We start from the raw sequence: 24,096 nt of genomic DNA on the forward strand, positions 1-24,096 counted from the left end.
GCATTCGGGAGCGGTGGATCCGGGCCTCTTGGCCGGGTTCCCGATCCTGCGGACCCGCGACCTGTCCGAGGCGCGCGAGGTCGTGGGCCGCGCCTTCTGCGACCATCGGCTGGATATACGGCAGGGCACGGACCTGTCGGTGTCCCATGACCACGTGAGCGGGCAGGGCCTGTCGCTGAACGCGCTGAGCTATGGCGCCGAGGTCGAGATCGATCCCGGACAGCTGGGCCATTTCTACCTGCTGCAATTTCCCGTGGCCGGGGCCGCGCGTGTCTGGCACCGCGGCGAGGAGGTCGATGCCTCGACCCGCGCCGCGACGATCCTGAACCCCGACCGCGACACGCGGATGATCTGGGGCGAAGGGTGCCGAAAGCTGTTGTTGCAGATGGATCGGCATCATCTGGAACAGGTGGCCACCGGGCTGCTGGGCGGCGAGATGCCCGGCCCGATCCGGTTCGATCCGCGGGTCGACCTTACCCGGCCCGATGGGCTGCGCCTGATGCGTCGGGTCATGTCCGCCGCCACCGCCGCCACGCGCGGAGAGCTGTGGGCCGGGCGGCCCGGCCTGCAGGAGGCCTGGGCCGAGCGGGAACTGGCCGCGGAGTTGCTGATGCTGCAGCCGAGCAATGTCAGCCACATGCTGTGGCGCGAGGCCCGCGCGCCCCTCTCGCGGGAGATGCGGCGGGCGCTGGATTACCTGCAGGCCAACATGGCCGAACCGATCTGCATCGACGATATCGCGCTGGAGGCGGGTTTGAATGTCCGCTCGCTCCAGATCGGGTTCAAGGCGGCCTTTGACCGTTCGCCCATGCGCTACCTGCGCGATCTGCGGCTGGATGCGGCCCGGTACCGGCTGAGCCGGCGGACCAACCGCGAAAGCGTGACCGAGGTTGCCTATTCGGTCGGCTTTTCCCATCTCGGCCGGTTTTCGCGCGATTACCGCGAGCGGTTCGGCGTCAGCCCGAGCGCAACCTCCTGATCTATTTGACCCTTTCGGGGATTGGGCCGGTGTTGCGTCGAAGGCCCAGTTGCGAGTGGTTATCATTCGCAGAATCAAGGGGTTGAGCGATGGTGTCCCGAGGGGTAAGGGCAGGGCTCATCAAAGGGGCGCGCCATGTCGACCACCGTGAAACTCGCCATAGGCAGCCTGCTGATCGGGTGCGCCGTGCTGGGCCTGAAGGCCCTGGCCTGGTGGCTGACCGGATCGGTGGCGCTTTTGTCGGATGCGCTGGAGAGCACGGTGAACCTGGCCACGGCCTTTGCCGCGCTGGTGGCGATCCAGGTGGCGGCGCGTCCGGCCGACCAGAACCACCCCTACGGGCATCACAAGGCGGAATATTTCAGCGCCGTGCTGGAGGGCGTGATGATCATCGTCGCGGCGATGTTCATCCTGCGCGAGGCCTTTGACGGGCTGATGGCGCCGCGGGCGCTGGATGCGCCGGTGACCGGGCTAGTCATCAACGGCGTGGCCACGGCGGTCAACGGGGTCTGGGCCTTCGTGCTGGTGCGCCAGGGGCAGCGGTTGAAATCCCCCGCGCTGGTGGCCGATGGCAAGCATTTGTGGACCGATGTCGTGACCTCGGTCGGGGTGGTGGTCGGCGTGCTTGCGGCGGTGGCGACGGGGTGGTGGATCCTCGACCCGATCATGGCGGCGCTGGTGGCGGTGAACATCCTCTGGTCGGGCTGGAAAGTCGTGTCGCAATCGCTGAGCGGGCTGATGGACGAGGCCGTGCCGGAAGAGACCCTGGCCCGCATCCGCGAGATCATCGCATCCGAGGCCGGAGGCGCGGTCGAGGCGCATGACCTGCGCACGCGGCTTGCGGGCAGCGCGACCTTCGTGGAGTTCCACCTGGTCGTGCCGGCAGAGATGAGCGTCTACGAGGCGCATGAGATCTGCGACCACGTTGAGGCCGCGATCGGGCGGGCCGTGCCGGAATGCCGCGTGACGATCCACGTGGAGCCGGAACACAAGTCCAAGCATTCCGGGATCGTCGTGCTGGATTGATCCCCGCGGCGCGGTAAGGCCCATGGCAGGGCGCTGTCCCGACCTTGTTCAAATCTCCCGCCCTGCGGCGCTTCCCTTGTTCCGTCGTTCGAGCGGGCACAAAAAAGCGCCATTCCTTTGGGATGGCGCCTTTGAGTTTTGAACCGGGCCTTAGCCCAAGCGGTCAGCCGTCATTCTTCAGTCGGAAGCGCTGGATTTTGCCCGATTCCGTCTTGGGCAGCGCCTCCACGAACTTGACCGAGCGGGGGTATTTGTAGGGGGCGATCGTGGCCTTCACGTGCTCCTGCAACGCCTTGACTGTCTTTTCGCCGGGGATGTGGTCGGGGGCCAGGACGACATGGGCCTCCACGATGGAGCCGCGATCCTCGTCGGGCTGTCCGACCACGGCGCATTCTGCCACGGCAGGGTGCGAGAGCAGGGCGGCCTCGACCTCCGGGCCGGCGATGTTGTAGCCCGAGGACACGATCATGTCGTCGTTGCGGGCGGCGAAATGCAGGTAGCCGTCCTCGTCCATCCAGAAGGCGTCGCCGGTGATGTTCCAGCCGTCCAGCACGTATTTCAACTGGCGGTCATCGGCCATGTAGCGGCAGCCGATCGGGCCGCGCACGGCAAGGCGGCCGACAGTGCCGCGTTCGACCTCTTTGCCGTCCTCGTCGATCACCTTCGCCTCGTAGCCGTTCACGGGCTTGCCGGTGCAGGCGGGCTTGTGGTCGTCGAAGCGGTTGGTGATGAAGATGTGCAGCATCTCGGTCGCGCCGATGCCGTCGAGCATGGGCTTGCCGGTCTTTTCGATCCATTCCTCGTAGACCGGCGCGGGCAGGGTCTCCCCGGCCGAAACGGCGGCACGCAGGGTCGACAGGTCCGCGCCTTCCTCCATCGCGCGCAGCATGGCGCGGTAGGCGGTCGGGGCGGTGAAGCTGACGGTCGCCTTATATTTCTGGATGATCTCGATCATATTGGGCGGGCTGGCATTTTCCAGCAGCGTCGCCGCCGCGCCGAAGCGGAGCGGGAAGACAGCGAGGCCACCCAGCCCAAAGGTGAAGGCCAGGGGCGGGGAGCCGACGAAGACATCCTCGGGCGTGACGCCCAGCACTTCCTTGGCGTAGCCGTCGGCGATAATCAGGATATCGCGGTGGAAATGCATCGTCGCCTTGGGTGCGCCGGTCGTGCCGGAGGTGAAGCCCAGCAGGGCCACGTCGTCGCGGCCGGTCTTCACCGCCTCGAAGGTCACGGGTTTCTCCAGGGCGAGGCGGTCAAGCTCGGCATCGTGGTTCGAGGTGCCGTCGAAGCCCACCACCTTTTCCAGGTATTCCGAGGTCTTGGCGCAGGTGGCCATTTCGTCCATCAGGCGCGTGTCGCAGAGCGCGAACTGGATCTTCGCCTTGTCCACGATGGCGGTCAGCTCGCCCGCGCGCAGCAGGGGCATGGTGTTGACGACGACCGCGCCGGCCTTGGTCGCGGCCAGCCAGACGGCGACCATGGCGGGGTTGTTGGCCGAGCGGATCAGCACCCGGTTGCCGGGCTGTACGCCCAGATCCTCGACCATGGCGTGGGCCAGGCGGTTGGTCCAGTCGGCCAGTTCCTTGTAGGTGCGGCGGCGGCCATTCCCGATCAGCGCGGTGTGGTCACCAAAGCCCTTTTCCACCATCGCATCAGTGAGTTCCACGCCGACGTTCAGGTAATCCGGGTAGTCGAACCCGTCGAGCAGAAGGTCGGGCCACTGATCCGCGGGCGGCAGGTGGTCGCGCGTGTAGGTGTCGACATGGGCCGAGGGGCCGAGGTTGAGGGTCTGTGCTGCACTCATGGTTTTCGAACTCCCTGTTGCCGGTCCATGTCAGTGTTTTTGAGGCCGGTCGTTTTTGTTCGGTTGGACTATCCCGCCACCGCTGCGTCGAGCGTCTGGCGGGCAATGATCACTTTCTGCACGTCGGAGGCGCCTTCGTAGATGCGCAGCGCCCGGATCTCGCGGTAGAGCCGTTCGACCGTTTCGCCGGATTTCACCCCGTCGCCGCCATGCAGCTGCACGGCGCTGTCGATGACCTTCTGCGCCTCGTCGGTGGCAAAGAGTTTCGCCATCGCGGCCTCGCGGCTGACCCGCGGTGCGCCGCTGTCCTTGGTCCAGGCGGCACGGTAGACGAGCAGGGCGGCGGCATCGACGCGCAGCGCCATTTCCGCGATATGGGCCTGCACCATCTGCAGATCGGCCAGCGGTTTGCCCTGCACCTTGCGCGACATCACGCGGGTCGTGGCCTCGTCGAGGGCCCGGCGGGCAAAGCCAAGCGCGGCGGCGGCCACGGTGGTGCGGAACACGTCGAGCACGGACATCGCGATCTTGAAACCCTGGCCAACCTCGCCGATCAGGGCCGATTTCGGCAGGCGCGCGCCGTCGAAGCGCAGCGTGGCCAGCGGATGCGGCGCGATCGTGTCGAGGCGTTCGGCGATTTCGAACCCCGGCGTATCCGCAGGGACGATGAAGGCCGACAGTCCACGTGCGCCTTCGCCTCCGGTGCGGGCGAAAAGCGTGTAGACATCGGCGATTCCGCCATTGGAGATCCAGGTTTTTTCCCCATCCAGAACCCATGCATCGCCGTCATCGCGGGCGGTCATGGTGGAATTGGCGACATCCGACCCAGACTGGGGTTCCGTGAGTGCGAACGCGGAAATCGCCTGACCCGAGCGGGTCTGGGGAAGCCATTCGCCCTGTTGCGCGGGCGATCCGAAGAGCGAAATGGCCCCGGTCCCAAGCCCCTGCATGGCGAAGGCAAAATCGGCCAGTCCGTCATGGCGGGCCAGCGTTTCCCGGGTGAGGCACAGGGTCCGCACGTCGAGAGGTTTCGGATCGGCCGGGTCCACGGCCGACGGTTTCAGCCAGCCATCGGCGCCCATTTTGGCGACCAGCGAACGGCAGGCATTGTCGGTGTCGTGGTGGTCGATGGGACCCAGCCCGCCGGCCCATTGATCCAGCCCGAGGGCGTGATCCTTGTGGGCAGGCGTCAGGAAGGGCCAGTCGAGAAAGCTTTGATCGGCCATCAGTTGCCCTCGAAGACAGGTTTTTCCTTCGCGACGAAGGCGTTGTAGGCGCGGGTGAAGTCCTCGGTCTGCATGCAGATCGCCTGGGCCTGGGCCTCGGCCTCGATCGCCTGGTCGAGCGACATGTTCCATTCCTGCTGCAGCATGGTCTTGGTCATCATGTGACCGAAATTCGGGCCTTCGGCGATCTTCTTGGCCCAGGCGACGGCCTCGGCTTCGAGATCGTCGGCGGCGACGAGACGGTTCCAGAAGCCCCAGCGTTCGCCTTCGTCCGCGTTCATGGCGCGGCCGGTATAGAGCAGTTCGTTCGCACGGCCCTGGCCGATGATCCGGGGCAGCATGGCGCAGGCGCCCATGTCGCAACCGGCCAGGCCGACGCGGGTGAAGAGGAAGGCGCATTTCGCCTCTGGCGTGGCGATCCGCAGGTCGGAGGCCATGGCGATGATCGCACCGGCGCCGACGCAGACGCCATCGGCGGCGGTGATGATCGGCTTGCCGCAATTGATCATCGACTTGACCAGGTCGCCGGTCATCCGGGTGAACTGCAGCAGTTCCTTCATGGTCATCTTGGTGAGCGGGCCGATGATGTCGTGCACGTCTCCACCGGAAGAGAAGTTGCCGCCATTGGAGGCAAAGACCACCGCCTTGACCTCGTCATCGTAATGCAGGTCGCGGAACCAGTCGCGCAGTTCTGCGTAGCTGTCGAAGGTCAGGGGGTTCTTGCGGTCCGGACGGTCGAGCCGCACGGTGGCGATGCCGTCTTCGATGCTGCAGAGAAAATGCTTGGTGTCGGCTCTCATGCCGGGTCCTCCTCGTCCTTGTGGGTGACCGCGTCAAAGCGGTCCGAGAACATCCGCGCCTCCTCGGGCGTGAAGTCCTCTAGCAATTCGTTGATCCATGTTTCGTGGGCGAGAGCCTGCTTTGCAAAGACCTCCTTGCCCTTTTGGGTGAGCCGCACGAGCGAGGCGCGGCGGTCGCCGGGCACCTGGACGCGCACGACCAGGCCTTCTTCGGCCAGCCGGTCGACAATGCCGGTGACATTGCCGTTGGAGACGCGGAGCACGCCCGAAAGCGCGCTCATCTTCAACCCGTCCTCGAAGCGGTCGAGCGCGGCCAGCACATCGAACCGGGGCAGGGTGGAGCTGAAGTCGCGGCGCAGGCGATCGCGCAGGGCGGATTCGACGCGTCGGGTGCTTTTCAGCATGCGAAGCCACATGCGCAGCCGCTGTTTCGCGGCCATGTCCGCAGCGCCATCGACGGAGCCATCCATGGAACCATCCATGTCGGGCGTCGGTATCTGGCTATTGGCATCTGGCCCTGGCTGCGCCACGCTGGTCTCCTGTCCTGCGGTGGAGTTGATCGAAGGCTAGGCAGGTCCAAATTTTATTTCAAGCAAAAAAAGTTTGAGCTTGAAATATAATTTTTCACGGCTAACGATGAGGGCAAGAAACAGCGATCCGGGGCGGAATATTGTCCCGAGACGTAATAAAACAAGGGAGTCTGACGTGATCACCCACGACGTGACCGATTGGGATGATGCCTATGAGAATGGGCGCAACATTCCGGGTGGTGGCAATTATCCGGCCGCCTGGGTGGAGCCGTCTGCCTCTTTTCGCGCCGCTGCGAAGGCCCGTCTCGACATCTCTTACGGAAAGGGTGACCGGCACGCCTATGACCTGTTCATGCCCGAGGGAACGCCGCGCGGATTGTTCGTCTTCGTGCATGGCGGATACTGGGTTGGGCTGGACAAGTCCTATTGGTCGCACCTGGCGGCGGGACCACTGGCCAGGGGCTGGGCGGTGGCCATGCCGTCCTACGATCTGTGCCCGGCTGTCAGCATCGCCGAGATCACGGCGCAGGTCGGGCAGGCGATCACCCATGCCGCCGGAGAGGTCGACGGGCCGATCGTGCTGTCGGGCCATTCCGCGGGCGGCCACCTTGTCACCGCGATGATGTGCGAAGACAGCCCGTTGCCCGAAGCCGTGCGGGGACGACTGGCGCATGTCGTGTCGATTTCCGGGCTGCACGATCTGCGTCCGATGCTGAAAACCACCCGCAACGAGTTGCTGAAGCTGGACATAAAGAGCGCGGAGGCCAACAGCCCGGCGCTGAAGCGCCCGCTGCCGGGTGTGCGCCTGACGGCGTGGGTCGGTGGCACCGAACGTCAGGAATTCCTGCGCCAGAACGCGCTCTTGGCGAATATCTGGCATGGTCTGGGGGCCACGACGCTGGAGGTGGTCGAACCGGACCGCCACCATTTTAACGTGATCGACGGGCTGGGCGATCCGGGGTCCAACCTGGTCCGGGCTGCCCTGGATCCGGTCACCTGACATCGGGGAAAAAACTTGCATTCCTACCGCGTTACGCCGCTCAATGATCGGGTCCGCGGTGCGATACAGCCAAACAAAAAGACGGCGAAGCCGCGAAAGACCTCAACAAGGGAGTTTCCAATGACCCACAAGACCAAACTGCTTACCTCGACCGTGCTGGCCATGGGCCTGGCCGGGTCCGCCATGGCACAGGACGTGCCTGCCGGTGCCAGCGACGACGTGCTGAAGATCGGCCTCGTCTACACCCTTTCCGGCCCGCCGGCCGCCCTGGGTGAACAGGCGCGTGACGGCTTCATGCTGTTTGCCGAGAAGATCGGCGAAATCGGCGGCATGGAAACCGAGATCATCGTCGTCGATGACGAAGGCCGCCCCGACCTGGCCGCCGACAAGGCGCGCGAACTGGTGCAGCGTGACGAGGTTGATTTCGTCGTCGGCCCGATCTTCTCCAACATCCTGATGGCGATCCACCAGCCGGTCACCTCGACCGGGACGGTCCTGATCTCGACCAATGCGGGGACCTCGACCCTGGCGGGCGAAGGCTGCACGCCGAACTTCTTCGTGACGTCCTACCAGAACGACCAGATCCACGAGGTCATGGGCGCCTATGCCGAGAACCAGGGCTACCAGAACGTGTTCCTGATGACGCCGAACTACCAGGCGGGCAAGGACAGCCAGGCGGGCTTCAAGCATTCCTACACGGGCGGCACCGCCGGTGAGATCTACACCGAGCTGGGGCAGCTGGACTTCTCGTCCGAGCTGGCGCAGATCGCGGCCTTCCAGCCCGATGCGGTCTTTACCTTCATGCCGGGCGGCATGGGCGTGAACCTGGTGAAGCAATACAGCCAGGCCGGCCTGACCTCGATCCCGTTCCTGTCGGCCTTCACCGTGGACGAAACCACGCTGCCGGCAACGCAGGACGCGGCGCTTGGCCTGCTGGGCGGTGCGAACTGGGCCCCGGACATGGAGAACGAGGCCAACGAGACCTTCGTGACCGAATACATCGCCAAGTACGAGCACGTGCCCGGCACCTACGCGATGCAGGCCTATGACGCGGCCCAGCTGATCGACAGCGCCGTGCGCAAGGTCGGCGGCGACCTGACCGACCGCGCCGCCCTGATGGCCGCGATCAAGGAAGCCGATTTCGACAGCCCGCGCGGCGATTTCTCGTTCGGGCCGAACAACTTCCCGATCCAGGACTTCTACCTGGTCGAGGCGGTGAAGCGCGAAGACGGCTATTTCGGCACCTCGATCGTCGAGAAGATCTTCGACGATTACGCCGATAACTACGCCGATCAGTGCGAAATGTAATCGCGGACTAGGCGAGGGAGATTGCGGCCATGATGAACCTCTTCGTGCTCCAACTACTCAACGGAGTGCAGCTCGGGGTGCTGTTGTTCCTGATCGCGGCGGGCTTGACCCTGGTGTTCGGGATCATGGACGTGATCAACCTCGCCCATGGCGTCCTCTACATGGTGGGCGCCTACCTGATCGCCACCTTTGCGGCGGCGACCGGCAATTTCTGGTGGGGCCTCCTGCTGATGCTGCCAGCCGCCGTCCTGGTGGGGATGGTGTTGGAATTCGTGGTGATGCGACGATTATATGCGCGCTCTCACCTCGACCAGGTGCTGGCCACCTTCGGGCTGGTGATGATAGCCAGTGAAGCGGTCAAGATGATCTGGGGCACCTCGCCGCTTTCGGTGCCGATGCCCGAGATCCTGTCCGGTGCCGTGCCATTGATGGGCCCGCTGAAATACCCGGTCTACCGGATCGCGGTGATCGTGGCGGGGCTGGCCGTGGCCGTGGGGCTGTTCGTTCTGGTCAACTACACCCGTGTCGGTATGCTGCTGCGCGCCGGGGCGACCAACCGGTCGACCGTTTCCGCGCTCGGCGTCGATATCAACCGGCTGTTTTCCGTCGTCTTTACCCTGGGCGCCGTGCTGGCCTGCCTGGCCGGTGCGCTGGTCGCGCCGATCCTGTCGGTGGATACAGGCATGGGCGAGAGCGTTCTGATCCTGACCTTCGTGGTCGTCGTCATCGGCGGCATCGGATCGATCAAGGGGGCCTTCCTGGGCGCCCTGCTGGTCGCCATCGTCGACACGGTCGGTGGCGTCTTCGGGCCGATCTGGCTGCGGCAAATCCTGGACCCGGCTGCGGCGGGGCAGGTGGGTCGCGTGCTGGGGCCGATGCTGGTCTACATCCTGATGGCCGTCATCCTGTTTGCAAAACCCGCAGGTCTGTTCGGGAGGCGCGCATGAGCGATCTGACCGCAACCGCGCCGGGCCGGGCCGCGCCGAGAATGGCGGGCCGGGTCAAGGCCGCGATCATCCTTTTCATCCTGTTCGCGCTGATGCCGCCGCTGGCCTCGGCGCTGGACGACCCGTTCTACGTGCTGATCGGCACCCGGATCCTGGCATATGCGATTGCCGCTTTGGCGCTGGACCTGATCCTGGGCTACGGCGCGATGGTGTCCTTCGGGCATGCGGCCTATCTGGGCTTCGGCTCCTACGCGGTGGCGATCCTGTCGAGCTACGGGATCAACGATCTGGGCCTGCAATTGCTGTTCGGGATCACCCTGTCGGCGGTCTTCGCGCTGATTACCGGGGCGATTTCGCTACGCACGCAGGGCGTCTACTTCATCATGATCACGCTGGCCTTCGGTCAGATGGCGTTCTTCTTCTTCATTTCGCTGTCGGCCTATGGCGGGGATGACGGGTATGGCCTGTCCGAACGGTCGACCCTGATGGGCATCGACATCCTGCAAAGCGATTTCGGCCTCTACTACGTCACGCTGGCACTGCTGATCGCGATGTTCGTGCTGTGCCACCGGATCGTCATGTCGCGTTTTGGCCGGGTGCTGACCGGCATCCGCGAGAACCCGACCCGGATGGAGGCGATCGGCTATTCGCCCTTCCGCTACCAGCTGACGGCCTTCATCATCTCGGGCTGCATCACGTCGGTCGCCGGGGTCCTGCTGGCCAACCAGGCGCAGTTCGTGTCGCCGGCCTTCATGTCCTGGCACCGGTCGGGCGAACTGATCGTGATGGTCGTTCTGGGCGGCGTGGGCACGCTGACCGGCCCCATCGGCGGGGCGGTGGCCGCGCTGCTGCTGGAGGAATGGCTGGGCGCGCTGTCGGAACATTGGCGCCTGTGGTTCGGCATCTTCCTGGTGCTGATGGTGCTGTTCTCGCCGCGCGGGATCACCGGGGTACTGGAACGTATGGGCATCGTGAGGACACGCCAATGACCGGCCTGGACGTCAAGAACCTGAGCAAGAGCTTCGGCGCGCTGAAGGTCACGGATGACGTGTCGCTGCGGGTCGAACCCGGAGAGGTGCACGCGATCATCGGGCCGAACGGCGCCGGGAAGACAACGCTGATCTCGCAATTGTCGGGCCAGCTGGCATCGGATGCGGGCAGTGTCAGCATCGGCGACCGGGACATCACCCACCTGTCGATGCCCGAACGGGTCAAGCTGGGCCTGGCGCGGTCCTTCCAGATCACCTCGATCCTGCCGGGCTTCACAGCGCTGGAAAACGTGGCGCTGGCCGTTCAGGCGCGCCGCGGGTCGAGCTTTCGCTTCTTCGGCAATGTCGCCGGCGAGGCCGAGCTGAACGAGGCCGCGATGTCGGCCCTGGCCGAAGCCGGGCTGGACGACCGCGCCGAGGTGCTGGCCAAGTCGTTGAGCCACGGCGAACATCGCCGGCTGGAACTGGCCATCGCGTTGGCGACCGATCCCAAGGTGCTGTTGCTGGACGAACCGCTGGCCGGGGTCGGCGGCGAGGATGCAGAGGCCTTCGTGTCCCGCCTCCAGACCTTCAAGGGCCGGTTCACCATGGTCCTGATCGAACATGACATGGACGCGGTCTTTGCCCTGGCCGACCGGGTGTCGGTGCTGGTCTACGGCAAGCTGATCGCGACCGGCAAACCCGAGGATGTCCGCTCCGACCCGGCCGTGCGCGCCGCCTATCTGGGCGAAGAGGAGGTGGCCTGATGCTGGATGTTGCCGGATTGGAAAGCGCCTATGGCGACAGCCAGATCCTCTTCGGGATCGATTTCCGCGTGAAAGAGGGCGAGGTCGTCACCCTGCTGGGGCGCAACGGCATGGGCAAGACGACGACGGTCAAGTCGATCTTCGGCCTGGTGAAACCGCGGGCGGGCAGCGTCAAGATCAACGGTCAGAACCTGACCGGCGCCGATCCGCACCGGATCGCGCTGGCGGGGCTGGGCTACGTGCCCGAAGGCCGACAGGTCTTTCCCACGCTCAACGTCGAGGAAAACCTGCGCGCCACCGCCCGGCCCGGCAAATGGACGCTGCAGCGCATCTACGAGCTGTTCCCGCGTCTCGAGGAACGCCGCCGCAACATGGGCAACCAGCTGTCGGGCGGCGAACAGCAGATGCTGGCCATCGGTCGGGCGCTGATGACCAACCCCAAGCTGGTCGTTCTGGACGAGGCGACGGAAGGCCTCGCGCCGCTGATCCGCGCCGATATCTGGGCCTGCCTGGAACGCCTGAAATCCGAAGGCGAGGCAATCCTTGTCATCGACAAGAACGTCGATGCGCTGACCAAGTTCGCCGACCGTCACGTCGTCATCGAAAAGGGCCGTGTCGTCTGGACCGGCACGACCGAACAAATTCTGGCCACACCGGATGTGAAGGACCGTTTCCTGCATGTCTGAGCCATCAACAAGGAGCCGCCGCATGATACCTGGTGTCACGAAATCCAATTCCGGGATGGAAGAGATCAGCTGGAACATTCTGGGTCAGACCTATGTGCCCAAGCTGAAATCGGAAAACTCCATGGCCTGGCACGCCACCCTGCCCAAGGGGACCTTCGTGCCGCCGCATATCCACCCCACCCAGGACGAGTTCATCTATGTCCTTGAGGGCCGGTTCGACCTGCTGCTGAACGGCGTGGAAACCTATGCGGAGCCGGGCGACACGATCCGCCTGCCGATGGGCATCCCGCACGGGATCTTCAACAAGACCGACACCACGATCAAGTGCCTGTTCTGGGTCGCGCCGACCCGCCGGCTCTATGATCTGTTCTGGGCGCTGCACAACCTCGGCCCCGAACCGAACCCGGCGGATGTCGTCGCGATCTCGGCCAAGCACGAGGTGGATTTCCTGCCGCCCGAGGAGGAGTGATCCGATGAAGGTCCTGATAGCAGGCGCGGGGATCGGCGGGCTGACCACGGCTTTGATGCTGCATGCCCGGGGCATCCCGGTGCAGATCTATGAAGCGGCACGCGAGGTGCGCGAGGTCGGTGTAGGCATCAACGTGCTGCCCCATGCGATCCGGGAACTGGCCGATCTGGGCCTGCTGGAGGCGCTGGACAAGGTCGGCGTGCGCACCCGGAAACTGTCCTACCTGACCAAGCAGGGGCAGGAGGTCTGGACCGAGTTGCGCGGCATGCATGCAGGCCATGACGTGCCGCAATTCTCGATCCATCGCGGACGGTTGCAAAAGGTCATCTACGACGCGGTGGTCGACCGCCTGGGAGCGGATGCGATCCGCACGGGCCGCCGGCTGGCAGGCTTCGTGCAGGACGAGGCCGGGGTGACGGCGCATTTCACCGATGCCATCGAAGGCGGTGCCGGTCAGAGCGACCGGGGCGAGGTGCTGATTTGCGCCGACGGGATCCATTCCGCCGGGCGCCGCGTCTTCTACCCGAACGAGGGCCCGCCCTCCTGGCAGGGCGTCGTAATGTGGCGCGGCGCCGCGGAATGGTCGGTCTGGGAAGACGGGGAAAGCATGGCGATTGGTGGCGGACTGGGGGGCAAGTTCGTGCTCTATCCGATCGCGCCGGCCCACAAGGGCAAGCAGCTGATGAACTGGGTGGTGAACATCCGCATCAAGGATCCCGAGATTTCGACCCCGCCGCCGGATAACTGGTCGCGCCAGGTGGCGCTGGCAGACGTGCTGCCGCATGCGTTGCGCTTCCACGTGCCGGGCATGGATATCGGCGGTCTGGTCAAGAAGACCCAGACGATCTTCGAATATCCCATGGCCGACCGCGATCCGCTGCCCCGCTGGACCTTCGGGCGCGTGACGCTGCTGGGCGATGCGGCGCATCCGATGTACCCGGTCGGGTCGAACGGCGCGTCCCAGGCGATCCTGGATGCGCGCAGCCTGGCCGATGCGCTGCAGAAATCCGAACATCCGCGCGCCGCGCTCTGGACCTACGAGAAGGACCGCCTGCCCAAGACGGCAGAGGTCGTGCGCACCAACCGCGTCGGCGGGCCGGAACGGGTCATCGACGAGGTCGAGAAACTGGCGCCCGCCGGCTTCAAGTCCATCGATCAGGTCCTGAGCCACGACGACCGCAAGGCCATCGTCGGCGGCTATGCCAACATGGCTGGCTTTTCCAAGGTCACGGTGGCGCGCCGCGCTTCCTGACCCTGTTGTCCCGCGCCGCCCGGAGTGGCGCGGGACACAACGGGCCTTTGGGACCTGATCCTCTTCATCTTGCCGGAAATACTCCGGGGGAGTCGCCCGCAGGGCGGCGGGGGCAGCGCCCCCAAACACCCGTTGGGATGTGAAGACAGGGCAGGCCTTGCGCCGCCTTTGGCGTCGCCAGGGCGGGGGCTCTGCCCCCGCACCCCCGGGATATTTTTCGGCCAGATGAAAGAGGGGCGTGCGAACAGGATCGGACACGACCTGCAAAAGCTTCAAGTGTGAAATTTTAGACTTGAAGTTGTCGGGGCTGTCCCGGAAACTGACCTTGCGTACCGGACTGATCCGGAGCGATTTTCATCATGGCCAGCCGTGGATCATCGCGGTGAGGCAGGCAGGGGAAAGGACCGGAGATGGCAGGATTTTCGCATCGATCGCCGGTCATGTTTCAGCATTGCGACCCGGCCGGTATCGTCTTCTATCCCCGGTATTTCGAGATGATCAACGCGGTGGTCGAGACGTTCTTCGACACGGCGATCGGGTGGAGTTTCCACCAGATGCATTCCGTTGACCGGGTCGGCATTCCCACCGGCAAGATCGAAGCGGAGTTCCACGCGCCTTCGCGTCTTGGTGACGACCTGGACTGGGTCCTGGTCTTCGAGAAGATCGGCGGGGCGAGCGCGGCTTACGTCCTTCGTGCCTATTGCGGCGACGAAGCAAGGCTGACGGCAAGGGGGACGCTTGTCATGGTCGATCTCGACCGGATGACGTCGCGCCGCTGGCCCGAAGCAATCCGACAAAAACTAGAGACATTCCTGGAGGTCCATTCATGAGCACGATGATCATTCACCCCGAAGGCTGGAAACCCGCCAAGGGCTATGCCAACGGCGTCCTGGCGGAGGGGCGTGTTCTTTTCGTGGGCGGCCAGATCGGCTGGAATGCGGATCAGGTCTTTGAAGCGCATGATTTCATTGGGCAAATGACCCAGGCGTTGCAGAATATCCTGGACGTGGTCACCGCTGCCGGGGGCAAGGCCGAAGATATCACACGGTTGACGTGGTACGTGACCTCGAAGAAGGAATACGTGGCACACCAGGCCGAGGTCGGGCGCGCCTACCGGAGCGTTCTGGGCTACCATTTCCCGGCCATGACCATGGTCGTGGTCAGCGAGTTGGTCGAGGACGAGGCCAAGGTGGAAATCGAGGCGACCGCGGTGCTGCCCGCGTAATCGCCGGCAAGAGATCAGGAGCATGTCATGAAATGCGTTTTCGTTCAGATTCAGTGCCATCCCGGCAAGACCTACGAGGTTGCCGACGAGATCGCGCTGATGGAGCTTCATTCCGAGCTGTATTCCACCAGTGGCGAATTCGACCTGCTGGTGAAGCTGTACATCCCCTCGGACAAGGATATCGGTTTCTTTCTCAGCGACTCGATCTTCAAGGTGCCGGGCATCACCCGGACCCTGACGACGATGACCTTCAACGCGTTCTGATCCACCCGTTCGGCCGGAGGCCTGCCCATGTCCGCCTATGATCCGTCCCAGGAAGGGGCCAAGACCTCTTTTTCGGACGATATGAGCTATATCGACTACCTGTCGCTCGACCCGATCCTGGGATCGCAGAAACGCCTGAGCGACGCCCATGACGAGATGCTGTTCATCATCCAGCACCAGACATCCGAGCTTTGGATGCGGCTGGCGCTGTTCGAACTGGACGCGGCGCGGCGCAACCTGGCGGCGGGCAATTTTTCGTCCACGTTCAAGATGCTGACGCGGGTGGCGCGGATCTATGACCAGCTGAACAGCGCCTGGGACGTGCTGCGCACGATGACGCCCAGCGAATACACGCGGTTCCGCGATGATCTGGGGGCGTCCTCGGGGTTTCAGTCGCACCAGTACCGGCTGATCGAATATGTCCTGGGCAACCGCAACAAGGCGATGATGCGGGTACACGAGCACCGGCCAGAGCTCTACGCTATGCTGGAGCGGGAATTGTCGCAGAAATCGCTGTATCACGTGGCGCTGGATGCGTTGGCGGCAGAGCTGGGCGAGACCTTCGACCCGGCCATCTACAGGCTGGATGCGCCGCACCAGGCGGATCAGCAGGTGATGGATGCCTGGGCGCGGATCTACCAGGACCCGGAAGGGCATTGGTCGCTATACGAACTGGCGGAAAAGCTGGTGGACCTCGAGGATTACTTCCGCCGGTGGCGGTTCAACCATGTCACCACGGTCGAACGGATCATCGGGTTCAAGCGCGGCACCGGCGGCACCAGCGGTGTCGCCTATCTGCGCAAGATGCTGGAAGTCGAACTTTTTCCCGAACTCTGGAAAATGCGGGGGCAATTGTGAGCAAGGTGAGCCTGCCGGTGAAGGACCGGTTCGATCTGCCGGAGGGCGTGATTTACCTGGACGGCAACTCGCTGGGGCCGCTGCCCCTGTCGGTCAAGTCGGGCCTTCAGGGCGTGGTCGAGGACCAGTGGGGCCAGAACCTGATCAAGGGCTGGAATGTCGATCGCTGGATGGAGCAGCCGACCCGCGTCGGCAACCGCGTGGCCAGGCTGATCGGTGCGCCCGAAGGGTCGGTCGTGATGGGCGACACGCTGTCGCTGAAAGTCTACCAGGCGGTGTCCGCGGCACTGGAGATGCGGCCCGACCGCAAGGTCGTGCTTTCTGATAACGGCAACTTCCCCACCGACCTCTACATGGCAGAGGGGCTGATCCGGCACCTCGACAAGCGGCACGAACTGCGCGTCGTGGCGCCCGAAGAGGTGGCGGATGCCATCACCGAAGAGGTCGCGGCGGTGATGATCACCCAGGTGGATTACCGATCCGGGCGGATGCATGACATGGCGGCGATCACCGCCAAGGCACATTCGGTCGGCGCCGTGATGATCTGGGACCTGGCCCATAGCGCCGGCGCGGTCGAGTTGGACCTGGAAGGGTCGAATTGCGAATTCGCCGTGGGCTGTACCTACAAGTACCTCAATGGCGGACCGGGCGCGCCGGCCTTTATCTATGTGCGGCCCGATCTGACCGATGGCATCGCCCCGGCGCTGGCCGGGTGGATGGGCCATGATGCGCCCTTTGCCTTCGAGCAATCCTACCGCCCGGCGGGCGGGATCGAACGGATGCGCGTCGGCACGCCGCCGGTGTTGCAGATGTCGGCGCTGGAAATGGCGCTGGAGGCCTGGGACGGCGTCGACATGGGCGACCTGCGGGCCGCGTCCGTGAGGCTCTGCGATCTGTTCATCGCCGAGGTCGAGGCCAAGTGCCCGGAGTTGACCCTGGCCAGTCCGCGGGACGCGGCGCAGCGGGGCAGCCAGGTGTCGTTCGCCTTCGAACATGGCTACGCGGCGATGCAGGCGCTGATCGCGCGCGGCGTGATCGGGGATTTCCGGGCGCCCAACATCATGCGCTTTGGTTTCACACCGCTTTACATCGACGAGGGTGACGTAGTGCAGGCTGTTGATATCCTTGCCGATATCCTGAACACCAAGGCCTGGGACCGCGAGGAATACCAGACCCGCAGCCGAGTGACCTGAGCGCGCGGTTCAGGCCTCGACCGGCTGGACATCCACGCTTTGACGGCTGGATTGCCGGCCGACACCCCGCATCGTCCCGCGTACCGGGGCGATGTCGTCGTAATCACGTCCGTAGCCGATCGTGATGTAATCCGTGCCCGCGAACTGGTTGTTGGTGGGGTCGAACTCGACCCAGCCGACCTCGGGCCCGACCCAGGCGCGGACCCAGGCGTGCATGGCATCGACACCGACGAGTTTTTCCTTGCCGGGCGGCGGGAAGGTGCGCAGGAAGCCCGAGACATAGCCAGCGGGAATACCGACGCCGCGGAGGCAGGCGATCATGATATGTGCGAAGTCCTGGCAGACGCCTGCGCGTTTCTCGAAGGCATCCAGCGCCTCGGTATCCACGTCGGTCGCGTCCGAGGAATAGGTCATTTCGGTATAGATCGCGCGGCCGATGGCCTGCACGGCGTCCAGGGCCGACAGGCCGGGCGCCAAGTGATCGTGGGCGAAGTTGGTCATCACCGTTTCGATGGGCGCGCGGCGCGTCGGCGTGGTGAAATGCAGTGGCGACAGGGGCGTCGCGTCCCGCAGGCTGGCCAGCACGTGGCCCAGTTGGTCGATATCCGGGGACATCATGAAGCGGGCGGGTTCGGTCAGACGTTCGGCGCGGAAGCTGAGGCTGATCTTCACCTCTTCGATGGGGCTGTGCCAGGCGGCGGAAGTGACGTTGTTTCCGAAGAAATCGACGAAGCCGTAGCGTTCCGAGGGCAGGGGCGTCAGCGCCAGCTTCCATTCAGGTATACGCTGTAAGTTCGGGATGTCGATCGGCAGAAGACGCAACAGGTTGCGGGTCTGATCCCTCGGGTGGGAGTAGGTGTAGTCGATCCGCAGGGTGACGTCGTAAAGCATGATCTTATCGCAGGTGCGCGTTGGCCAGCCGGTTGGAGGCATTGGCAATCGTCGCGCGGACCTCCTCCAGCGCCTTGGTCGTGAGGTCTGCGGGTGTGCCGATTTCCAGCTGGGTGCGCAAGGGCAGCAATTCGCGGATGATCGCATTGGGCCGGTCGGCAGTGCGGGCATTGGGCAGACCTTCGGCCAGCATTTCGGCCTCGCGGACCTGGAACAGCAGGGAGCGCGGGTTGCCCGCATCATGGGCCAGCAGGTCGACCACGGTTTCGCGCGTCGCCTCCAACGCGTAGCGGCGGCGATGCGCCATGGCGCTGTCGGCGACCTCGAGCGCGACGTCGAGCGCGCTTTCGGGGGCCTTGGCATCGGCGAAGGTTTCCAGCACGGCGGCCAGCGTGTCGGCGCGTTCCAGCCCGCGCCCAAGTGACAGGAAGCGCCAGCCGGAGAAGCGGTACATGTTTTCTGTCACCACCCCCGAGAACCCGGCGGTCTTGCGCAGCAGCACGCTCATCGCGCGGGCCGCATCGTCGCCGGGGCGCGCGGTTTGGGTCATCTGGCGCGCCGTCTTCACCAGGTCGTTCAGGGCGAACCAGCCATCGGTGGAGAACCGGTCGCGGATCTTCGCGGCGCAGCCATGGGCCCAGAGCAGGCGCTGGATCAGGCCGTCCGGGATCGGCTGACCGGTGTCGATCCCGACGGGATCCAGGAAGTTGCTGATCAGCGCGAGGATCGGATCCTCTGGCGTGTCGGTTGTGGCCAGACGCAGGTGATAGGCGCGCAGCAGCCGCGCGGCGTCTTCGAAGCGGACGATGTAGCGGCCCAGCCAATAGAGGTTGTCGGCGGCGCGCGAGGGCAGGGCGCCGGCCTCGGTCCGGACGCGGCGACCATCGCCGGGGCCGGTGGTCGGCGGCGGGCCGGCAGGTTCGGGCACGCGTTTGTCCGACACGATCAGCACATCCGCGACAGAGCCCCCACGTTGCATGCCAAGCGCGGTCGGATCACCCTCGGGACCGATGCGGGCATATCCGCCCTGCATGAAGGTCCAGCCCCGCGGGGTGCGGGCGGCAAAGACGCGCACGGTCATCGGGCAGGGCACGAGGCGCGGCCCGTCAGGTGTTTCGCGCCAGTTGGGCGTGGTCGAGAGGGTCACCGCCTCCTGCCCGACGAGGTCGGGGGCGGGATCCGCAAGCAGGTGCGCCAGTTCCGGCTCCGCACCGCGCACGGTTTCAGAATTGCTGTCGAAGGGCAGGTCGCGCGACAGGGCCGGGGCGACCATCATCCGGTCGGCATTGTCCGAAACGTAGCTGCGGGCGCTGTCATCGCCGCACCACCAGGTCGCGATATTGGGCAGCTTCAGCGGTTCGCCGGTGATGACGCGGCTGATCTTGGGCAGGAAGGCCATCATCGCCCGCGCCTCCAGCACGCCGGAGCCGAGAGCGTTGACCATCGCCAGGTTGCCCATGCGGACCGCATCCATCAGCCCGGGCACGCCGATCTGGCTGTCGGGATCGAATTCCAGCGGGTCGGCAAAGCTGGTGTCGATGCGCCGCCACAGCAGGCCCAGCGGGACCGGGCCTTCGATCGTGCGGACCATCGCCTCGCCGTTCTGGACGATGATATCCTCGCCCTCCAGTAGTAGCATGCCGAGGTAGCGGGCGATGAAGAGGTGTTCGTAGAAGGTGTCGTTTGCCCGGCCTGGCGTCAGCAGGCCGATCTGGTGTGGCCGGTCACGCCCGAAGGAGGACAGCCCCTCCAACGCGTCACGGAAGTTTTCGAAGAAACCGGCCATGCGGTGCGTATAGGCGCGGGGAAAATCCTCGGGGAAGATGCGGCGCATCGCCATCCGGTTTTCCAGCGCGAAGCCGGCACCCGAGGGCGCCTGCGTCCGGTCGCCCAGGACCAGCCAGCTGCCATCCGGAGAGCGCCCGATCTCGAAGGACAGGAAATGCAGGTACTGGCCGCCACGGGGCGGAACGCCCACCATCTGCCGCGCCCAGCCGGGGTTCTCGGCGATCAGCGAGGCGGGGAGGTGGCCTTCGCCCAGCAACCGTGCGAGACCGTACAGATCCGCCATCACGGCCTCTAGCAGGTCGGCCCGCTGGCTGAGACCGTCGCAGATCTGCGCCCATTCCTTTTCGTGCAGCAGGACCGGAATGGGGCTGAGCGGCCATTCGCGTTCCTCCAACGGGTCCTCGGAATATTGCCGGTAATAGACGCCCGCGTCGCGCAGGTATTGCTTGCCGCGCTCGAACTTGTCGGTCAGGTCGTCGACCGACAGGCGAGACAGCGTGTCGATGAAGGGCCGCCAGACCGGCCGCAAGCTGCCATCGCGGTCGAATAGTTCGTCCGCGACGCCTTGCGTCGGCTCATAGCCCTTCAGGATAGGGCTTGCCGCGCCGGAATCTGTCCGTTGGTCCATAACCTCCCCTTTGCGGGTCATCCCAGCCCTGTCGGGCGGCGCAGGTCAAGCGTCATCGGGAATTCGGGATGTGGGGTTTCGGGTTCGGGCCGGTAAGCGGCCGTGGTATGACCATGCGGTTCGAAACGGGCGAGGCGGCGGGCCTCGGCCTCGTAGCCGTTGACCGGGAAGGTGTCGTAGTTGCGCCCGCCGGGATGGGCCACGTGGTAGGTACAGCCTGCCAGCGCCCGGCCGGTCCAGTCATCGTAGATGTCGAAGACCAGGGGCGCATTGACCGGAAGCGTCGGGTGCAGTGCCTCGGCCGGTTGCCATGCCTTGAACCGCACACCGGCCACGGACACGCCCGAGGCCTGGGTGCGGGTCATCGGCACGGGGCGACGGTTGCACATGACGCGGTAACGGTCCTGGTGCAGCGTTGTCAGCTTGATCTGCATCCGTTCCACGGAACTGTCGGTGTAGCGGACGGTGCCGCCGATTGCGCCCATCTCGCCCAGCACGTGCCAGGGTTCCAGCGCCTGGCGAACCTCGAGGTGGACGCCCTCGGCCTCGATCTGGCCGCAGAAGGGGAAGCGGAATTCCGACTGCGCCTCGAACCAGACGGGATCGAGGTCATAGCCGTGATCGCGCAGGTCGCGCAGCAGGTCCAGCAGGTCTTCCCACAGGTAATGGGGCAGCATGAAGCGGTCATGCAGGACGGTGCCCCAGCGGACCGGCTTGCCCGTCACCGGGGCTTCCCAGCAGCGGGCGATGATGGCGCGCAGCAACACCTGCTGCGCCAGGGACATGCGCGGATCGGGGGGCATCTCGAAACCGCGGAATTCCACCAGGCCCAGGCGGCCCGTGGGCCCGTCGGGCGAGAAAAGCTTGTCGATGCAGATCTCGGCGCGATGCGTGTTGCCGGTGACATCGGTCAGCATGTTGCGCAACAGCCGGTCGACCAGCCAGGGCGGCGGTACATTGCCCGCATCCGGCGCGTTGATCTGGCTGAGCGCGATTTCCAGCTCGTAGAGCGTGTCGTGACGGGCCTCGTCGATCCGGGGGGCCTGGCTGGTCGGGCCGATGAAGAGGCCGGAGAACAGGTAGGACAGGCAGGGATGCCGCTGCCAGATCAGGATCAGCGATTTCAGCAGGTCCGGACGGCGCAGGAAGGGGCTGTCGTTCGTGGTGGCCCCGCCGACGACGACGTGGTTGCCGCCGCCCGTGCCGGTGTGGCGGCCGTCGATCATGAACTTGTCCGCCCCAAGGCGCGACTGACGGGCTTCCTCGTAGATTGCCTCGGTCGTGGCGACGCAATCCTCCCAGCTGTGGGCGGGGTGGATGTTAACCTCGATCACGCCGGGATCGGGGGCCACGCGGATCACGTTGAGACGCGGATCGGATGGCGGCGAATAGCCTTCGATGTGGATCGGCAGGCCAAGCGCCTCTGCGGTTTCCTCGGCGGCGGCGATCAATTCGAGGTAGTCCTCCAGCCGGTCGCAGGGCGGCATGAACAGGCACAGGCGTCCGTCGCGCGGTTCCATCGCGATGGCCGTGCGGACCGCGCCGATGGACGGATCGGTGCCTTCGCCGGACCCGTCCTGCGGCACGATGGTCTGGCGTTCGGTGTCATCCTGCCCGACCGCGCGTGAGGGTTGCTTGTGGCCCTCGGTTTCCTCGGGCATCAGGCGCTTGCGCTCTGCCTCTTCCTCCGCGGCGATGCGGTCCAGTTCCTCCTGGACGAGGCGGCGGCGTTCGGCGACCTCGGCATGGAAATCGGGCAGGGGGCCGCGCACCTCGGACGTGTCGGCGGGGTAGGAATAGGGGTAATGCGCCGGCGGGATATGCGGCAGCGACCCAAGCGGAAGGCGGAAGCCGACGGGGCTGTCGCCGGGCACCAGGAACAGCTTGCCGCGCCGGGGTTTCCACAGCTCCGATTGCCATTTCGACGCCTTGCCCTGCCAGCGCTGGATCGGCAGCACGTAGCCCGCGGCCTCGTCCAGCCCACGGTTGAAGACGCGGGCATAGCGGGCGCGGTCCTCGGGGTTCTTCAGCTTGGAGTTCTCGGGCGTGACGTTGGTGGGAAGGTTTGCTTCCTTCAGGATCCACTCGGCCGGATCCTCGAAGGCCGGCTGGGCATAGTCCGCGTCGAGGCCAAGCGCCTCTGCGAAGCGGCCCATGAACTCACCGGCCTGTTCGGCGGTGGCCTTGCTGTCATCGGTTTCGCGGGCAATCAGGTCGGGGTTCTTCCAGACCGGCTGCTGGTCGTTGCGCCAGTACAGCGAGAAGGTCCAGCGCGGCAGGCTTTCGCCCGGATACCATTTGCCCTGGCCGTAATGCAGGAACCCGCCGGGCGCGAAACGCTGCTGAAGCCGTCGGATCAGCGTATCGGCCAGGCCACGTTTCTGCGGGCCGACGGCATCGGTGTTCCATTCGCCCGACTCGAAGTCGTCGATCGAGACGAAGGTCGGCTCGCCGCCCATGGTCAGGCGCACATCGCCCTTTTCCAGCCGTTCGTCTACATGGCGGCCAAGCGCGTTCAGCCGGTCCCAGGCCTCGTCCGAGAAGGGCTTCGTGATCCGGGGGTGTTCGGCCACCCGCTTGATCTGCATGTCAAATTCGAAATCGACCTTGGGCGCGCCCGCGGCGGTGAAGCCCCCGGCAATCGGCGCGGCATTCTGGTAATGCGGCGTTGCGGCCAGCGGGATATGGCTTTCGCCGGTCATCAGCCCCGAGGTCGGGTCGAAGCCGATCCAGCCGGCGCCCGGCAGGTAGACCTCGCACCAGGCATGCAGGTCGGTGAAGTCGTGATCGGTGCCCGAGGGGCCGTCCAGCGCCTCAAGATCCGGCTTCAGCTGGATCAGGTAGCCCGACACGAAGCGCGCGGCAAAGCCGAGGTTGCGCAGCAATTGCACCAGCAGCCATGAACTGTCGCGGCAGGAGCCGGAGCCGATGGTCAGCGTTTCCTCCGGCGTCTGCACGCCCGGTTCCATCCGGATCGTGTATTCCACGATGTCCGAGACCTTGCGGTTGAGCTCCACCAGGAAATCGACGGTGCGTGCCTCGCTGCGCTCTATCGTGTCCAGCAGAGCAGCCAGCTTGGGCGTCGGATGTTCGGGCTTGCGGTAGATCGACAGATCTTCGGTCAGTTCCGCCGGGTAGTCGAAGGGCCAGGTCTCCGCGGTTTCATCGACGAAGAAGTCGAACGGGTTGTACACGGTCATGTCCGCGACGAGGTCGACCTCGATCTTGAATTCGCGCACGGGTTCGGGAAAAACGAAGCGGGCCAGCCAGTTGCCGTAGGGGTCCTGCTGGTGATTCACGAAATGCCCGCCAGGGCTGACCTTGAGCGAATGCGATATCACGCGGGTGCGGCTGTGCGGTGCGGGCCTGAGGCGGATAATCTGCGGGCTCAGCGTCACCGGCCGGTCGTACTTGTAATGCGTCAGGTGATAGATGCTTGCGTGGATCGCCATGTCTGTGCTCGGTCCTTCGGATTTGGCCGCGGATG

General features: G+C 65.1%; 22 protein-coding genes. 15 read left to right on the top strand and 7 right to left on the bottom strand.

Features of this window, described 5'->3' with window-relative positions; all coding sequences use genetic code 11:
- The first annotated feature begins 28 nt into the window (after positions 1-28).
- Both ATO9_RS15035 and ATO9_RS15040 read left to right on the top strand, forming a co-directional pair.
- Positions 29-979 (top strand): AraC family transcriptional regulator, encoded by a 951-nt coding sequence (locus ATO9_RS15035; RefSeq protein ID WP_238318782.1) that lies wholly within the window; start codon positions 29-31, stop codon positions 977-979.
- A gap of 135 nt (positions 980-1,114) precedes the next feature.
- The gene (locus ATO9_RS15040; protein ID WP_043750851.1) at positions 1,115-2,005 is read left to right on the top strand and encodes a cation diffusion facilitator family transporter; all 891 of its coding nucleotides are present in this window, start codon (positions 1,115-1,117) and stop codon (positions 2,003-2,005) included.
- Between the two features lie 163 nt (positions 2,006-2,168).
- Here the strand turns inward: ATO9_RS15040 and ATO9_RS15045 are convergent, their stop codons facing one another.
- From ATO9_RS15045 to ATO9_RS15060, 4 genes are all read right to left on the bottom strand, one after another.
- Entirely contained in the window at positions 2,169-3,809 is a 1,641-nt protein-coding gene (locus tag ATO9_RS15045; protein ID WP_043750853.1) for an AMP-binding protein, read from the bottom strand.
- Between the two features lie 68 nt (positions 3,810-3,877).
- Positions 3,878-5,035, bottom strand: a complete 1,158-nt coding sequence (locus tag ATO9_RS15050) for an acyl-CoA dehydrogenase family protein (protein ID WP_043750856.1) — start codon at positions 5,033-5,035, stop codon at positions 3,878-3,880.
- Positions 5,035-5,835, bottom strand: coding sequence for an enoyl-CoA hydratase family protein (locus ATO9_RS15055; protein ID WP_043750859.1), 801 nt, complete (start codon positions 5,833-5,835; stop codon positions 5,035-5,037). The genes ATO9_RS15050 and ATO9_RS15055 overlap by 1 nt, the downstream gene beginning before the upstream one ends.
- A complete protein-coding gene (locus ATO9_RS15060) occupies positions 5,832-6,305 on the bottom strand; it encodes a MarR family winged helix-turn-helix transcriptional regulator (protein ID WP_043750863.1) in 474 nt (157 codons plus the stop codon). The genes ATO9_RS15055 and ATO9_RS15060 overlap by 4 nt, the downstream gene beginning before the upstream one ends.
- 235 nt (positions 6,306-6,540) lie before the next feature.
- Between ATO9_RS15060 and ATO9_RS15065 the strand changes: the two genes are divergently transcribed.
- The 13 genes from ATO9_RS15065 to kynU all read left to right on the top strand — a co-directional run bounded on the left by ATO9_RS15065 (position 6,541) and on the right by kynU (position 17,302).
- Positions 6,541-7,365, top strand: coding sequence for an alpha/beta hydrolase (locus ATO9_RS15065; protein WP_043750865.1), 825 nt, complete (start codon positions 6,541-6,543; stop codon positions 7,363-7,365).
- Positions 7,366-7,485: 120 nt separating this feature from the next.
- Positions 7,486-8,673, top strand: coding sequence for an ABC transporter substrate-binding protein (locus ATO9_RS15070; protein ID WP_081979598.1), 1,188 nt, complete (start codon positions 7,486-7,488; stop codon positions 8,671-8,673).
- A 29-nt stretch (positions 8,674-8,702) separates the two neighbouring features.
- Positions 8,703-9,620: a branched-chain amino acid ABC transporter permease gene (locus ATO9_RS15075; protein ID WP_043750867.1), complete on the top strand. Its 918-nt coding sequence runs from the start codon at positions 8,703-8,705 to the stop codon at positions 9,618-9,620.
- Positions 9,617-10,609 carry a branched-chain amino acid ABC transporter permease gene (locus tag ATO9_RS15080; protein WP_043750870.1) on the top strand — a complete coding sequence of 331 codons (993 nt, stop codon included), beginning with the start codon at positions 9,617-9,619 and terminating at the stop codon, positions 10,607-10,609. The genes ATO9_RS15075 and ATO9_RS15080 overlap by 4 nt, the downstream gene beginning before the upstream one ends.
- Entirely contained in the window at positions 10,606-11,355 is a 750-nt protein-coding gene (locus ATO9_RS15085; RefSeq protein WP_043750873.1) for an ABC transporter ATP-binding protein, read from the top strand. The genes ATO9_RS15080 and ATO9_RS15085 overlap by 4 nt, the downstream gene beginning before the upstream one ends.
- Positions 11,355-12,041, top strand: a complete 687-nt coding sequence (locus tag ATO9_RS15090) for an ABC transporter ATP-binding protein (protein WP_043750876.1) — start codon at positions 11,355-11,357, stop codon at positions 12,039-12,041. The genes ATO9_RS15085 and ATO9_RS15090 overlap by 1 nt, the downstream gene beginning before the upstream one ends.
- 22 nt (positions 12,042-12,063) lie before the next feature.
- Positions 12,064-12,510, top strand: a complete 447-nt coding sequence (locus ATO9_RS15095; protein WP_043750879.1) for a cupin domain-containing protein — start codon at positions 12,064-12,066, stop codon at positions 12,508-12,510.
- A gap of 4 nt (positions 12,511-12,514) precedes the next feature.
- Entirely contained in the window at positions 12,515-13,762 is a 1,248-nt protein-coding gene (locus tag ATO9_RS15100) for a flavin-dependent oxidoreductase (RefSeq protein WP_043750881.1), read from the top strand.
- Between the two features lie 410 nt (positions 13,763-14,172).
- On the top strand, positions 14,173-14,592 hold the full coding sequence (locus ATO9_RS15105; RefSeq protein WP_043750884.1) for an acyl-CoA thioesterase: 420 nt from the start codon (positions 14,173-14,175) through the stop codon (positions 14,590-14,592).
- A complete protein-coding gene (locus ATO9_RS15110; RefSeq protein WP_043750887.1) occupies positions 14,589-14,987 on the top strand; it encodes a RidA family protein in 399 nt (132 codons plus the stop codon). The genes ATO9_RS15105 and ATO9_RS15110 overlap by 4 nt, the downstream gene beginning before the upstream one ends.
- Before the next feature lie 27 nt (positions 14,988-15,014).
- Entirely contained in the window at positions 15,015-15,251 is a 237-nt protein-coding gene (locus ATO9_RS15115) for an Lrp/AsnC ligand binding domain-containing protein (protein ID WP_043750888.1), read from the top strand.
- Positions 15,252-15,272: 21 nt separating this feature from the next.
- Positions 15,273-16,109: a tryptophan 2,3-dioxygenase gene (locus ATO9_RS15120; protein WP_202902148.1), complete on the top strand. Its 837-nt coding sequence runs from the start codon at positions 15,273-15,275 to the stop codon at positions 16,107-16,109.
- A gap of 5 nt (positions 16,110-16,114) precedes the next feature.
- Positions 16,115-17,302 carry a kynureninase gene (gene kynU, locus ATO9_RS15125; RefSeq protein ID WP_238318785.1) on the top strand — a complete coding sequence of 396 codons (1,188 nt, stop codon included), beginning with the start codon at positions 16,115-16,117 and terminating at the stop codon, positions 17,300-17,302.
- Positions 17,303-17,311: 9 nt separating this feature from the next.
- On the opposite strand, the gene ATO9_RS15130 is transcribed toward kynU, so the two are convergent.
- From ATO9_RS15130 to ATO9_RS15140, 3 genes are read right to left on the bottom strand one after another with little or no spacing between them, the layout of a single operon-like run.
- On the bottom strand, positions 17,312-18,193 hold the full coding sequence (locus tag ATO9_RS15130) for a transglutaminase family protein (RefSeq protein ID WP_043751076.1): 882 nt from the start codon (positions 18,191-18,193) through the stop codon (positions 17,312-17,314).
- Positions 18,194-18,197: 4 nt separating this feature from the next.
- Complete coding sequence (locus ATO9_RS15135) at positions 18,198-20,609, bottom strand: circularly permuted type 2 ATP-grasp protein (RefSeq protein ID WP_043750893.1); 2,412 nt, start codon at positions 20,607-20,609, stop codon at positions 18,198-18,200.
- 17 nt (positions 20,610-20,626) lie between these two features.
- Positions 20,627-24,061, bottom strand: a complete 3,435-nt coding sequence (locus ATO9_RS15140; RefSeq protein ID WP_043750897.1) for a transglutaminase family protein — start codon at positions 24,059-24,061, stop codon at positions 20,627-20,629.
- Positions 24,062-24,096: the final 35 nt, after the last annotated feature.

Origin of the sequence: Pseudooceanicola atlanticus, assembly GCF_000768315.1 — a bacterium.
GTDB classification, from domain to species: Bacteria; Pseudomonadota; Alphaproteobacteria; order Rhodobacterales; family Rhodobacteraceae; genus Pseudooceanicola; species Pseudooceanicola atlanticus.

Excerpts from the sequence above, each read along its gene's own strand:
- ATO9_RS15060 (WP_043750863.1), bottom strand. The coding sequence starts at position 6,305 with ATGGATGGCTCCGTCGATGGCGCTGCGGACATGGCCGCGAAACAGCGG.
- ATO9_RS15100 (WP_043750881.1), top strand. The coding sequence starts at position 12,515 with ATGAAGGTCCTGATAGCAGGCGCGGGGATCGGCGGGCTGACCACGGCT.
- ATO9_RS15140 (WP_043750897.1), bottom strand. The coding sequence starts at position 24,061 with ATGGCGATCCACGCAAGCATCTATCACCTGACGCATTACAAGTACGAC.
- ATO9_RS15095 (WP_043750879.1), top strand. The coding sequence starts at position 12,064 with ATGATACCTGGTGTCACGAAATCCAATTCCGGGATGGAAGAGATCAGC.
- ATO9_RS15075 (WP_043750867.1), top strand. The coding sequence starts at position 8,703 with ATGATGAACCTCTTCGTGCTCCAACTACTCAACGGAGTGCAGCTCGGG.
- ATO9_RS15040 (WP_043750851.1), top strand. The coding sequence starts at position 1,115 with ATGTCGACCACCGTGAAACTCGCCATAGGCAGCCTGCTGATCGGGTGC.
- ATO9_RS15045 (WP_043750853.1), bottom strand. The coding sequence starts at position 3,809 with ATGAGTGCAGCACAGACCCTCAACCTCGGCCCCTCGGCCCATGTCGAC.
- ATO9_RS15080 (WP_043750870.1), top strand. The coding sequence starts at position 9,617 with ATGAGCGATCTGACCGCAACCGCGCCGGGCCGGGCCGCGCCGAGAATG.
- ATO9_RS15115 (WP_043750888.1), top strand. The coding sequence starts at position 15,015 with ATGAAATGCGTTTTCGTTCAGATTCAGTGCCATCCCGGCAAGACCTAC.
- ATO9_RS15135 (WP_043750893.1), bottom strand. The coding sequence starts at position 20,609 with ATGGACCAACGGACAGATTCCGGCGCGGCAAGCCCTATCCTGAAGGGC.
- ATO9_RS15105 (WP_043750884.1), top strand. The coding sequence starts at position 14,173 with ATGGCAGGATTTTCGCATCGATCGCCGGTCATGTTTCAGCATTGCGAC.
- ATO9_RS15070 (WP_081979598.1), top strand. The coding sequence starts at position 7,486 with ATGACCCACAAGACCAAACTGCTTACCTCGACCGTGCTGGCCATGGGC.
- ATO9_RS15055 (WP_043750859.1), bottom strand. The coding sequence starts at position 5,835 with ATGAGAGCCGACACCAAGCATTTTCTCTGCAGCATCGAAGACGGCATC.
- ATO9_RS15090 (WP_043750876.1), top strand. The coding sequence starts at position 11,355 with ATGCTGGATGTTGCCGGATTGGAAAGCGCCTATGGCGACAGCCAGATC.
- ATO9_RS15085 (WP_043750873.1), top strand. The coding sequence starts at position 10,606 with ATGACCGGCCTGGACGTCAAGAACCTGAGCAAGAGCTTCGGCGCGCTG.
- ATO9_RS15050 (WP_043750856.1), bottom strand. The coding sequence starts at position 5,035 with ATGGCCGATCAAAGCTTTCTCGACTGGCCCTTCCTGACGCCTGCCCAC.
- ATO9_RS15110 (WP_043750887.1), top strand. The coding sequence starts at position 14,589 with ATGAGCACGATGATCATTCACCCCGAAGGCTGGAAACCCGCCAAGGGC.
- ATO9_RS15130 (WP_043751076.1), bottom strand. The coding sequence starts at position 18,193 with ATGCTTTACGACGTCACCCTGCGGATCGACTACACCTACTCCCACCCG.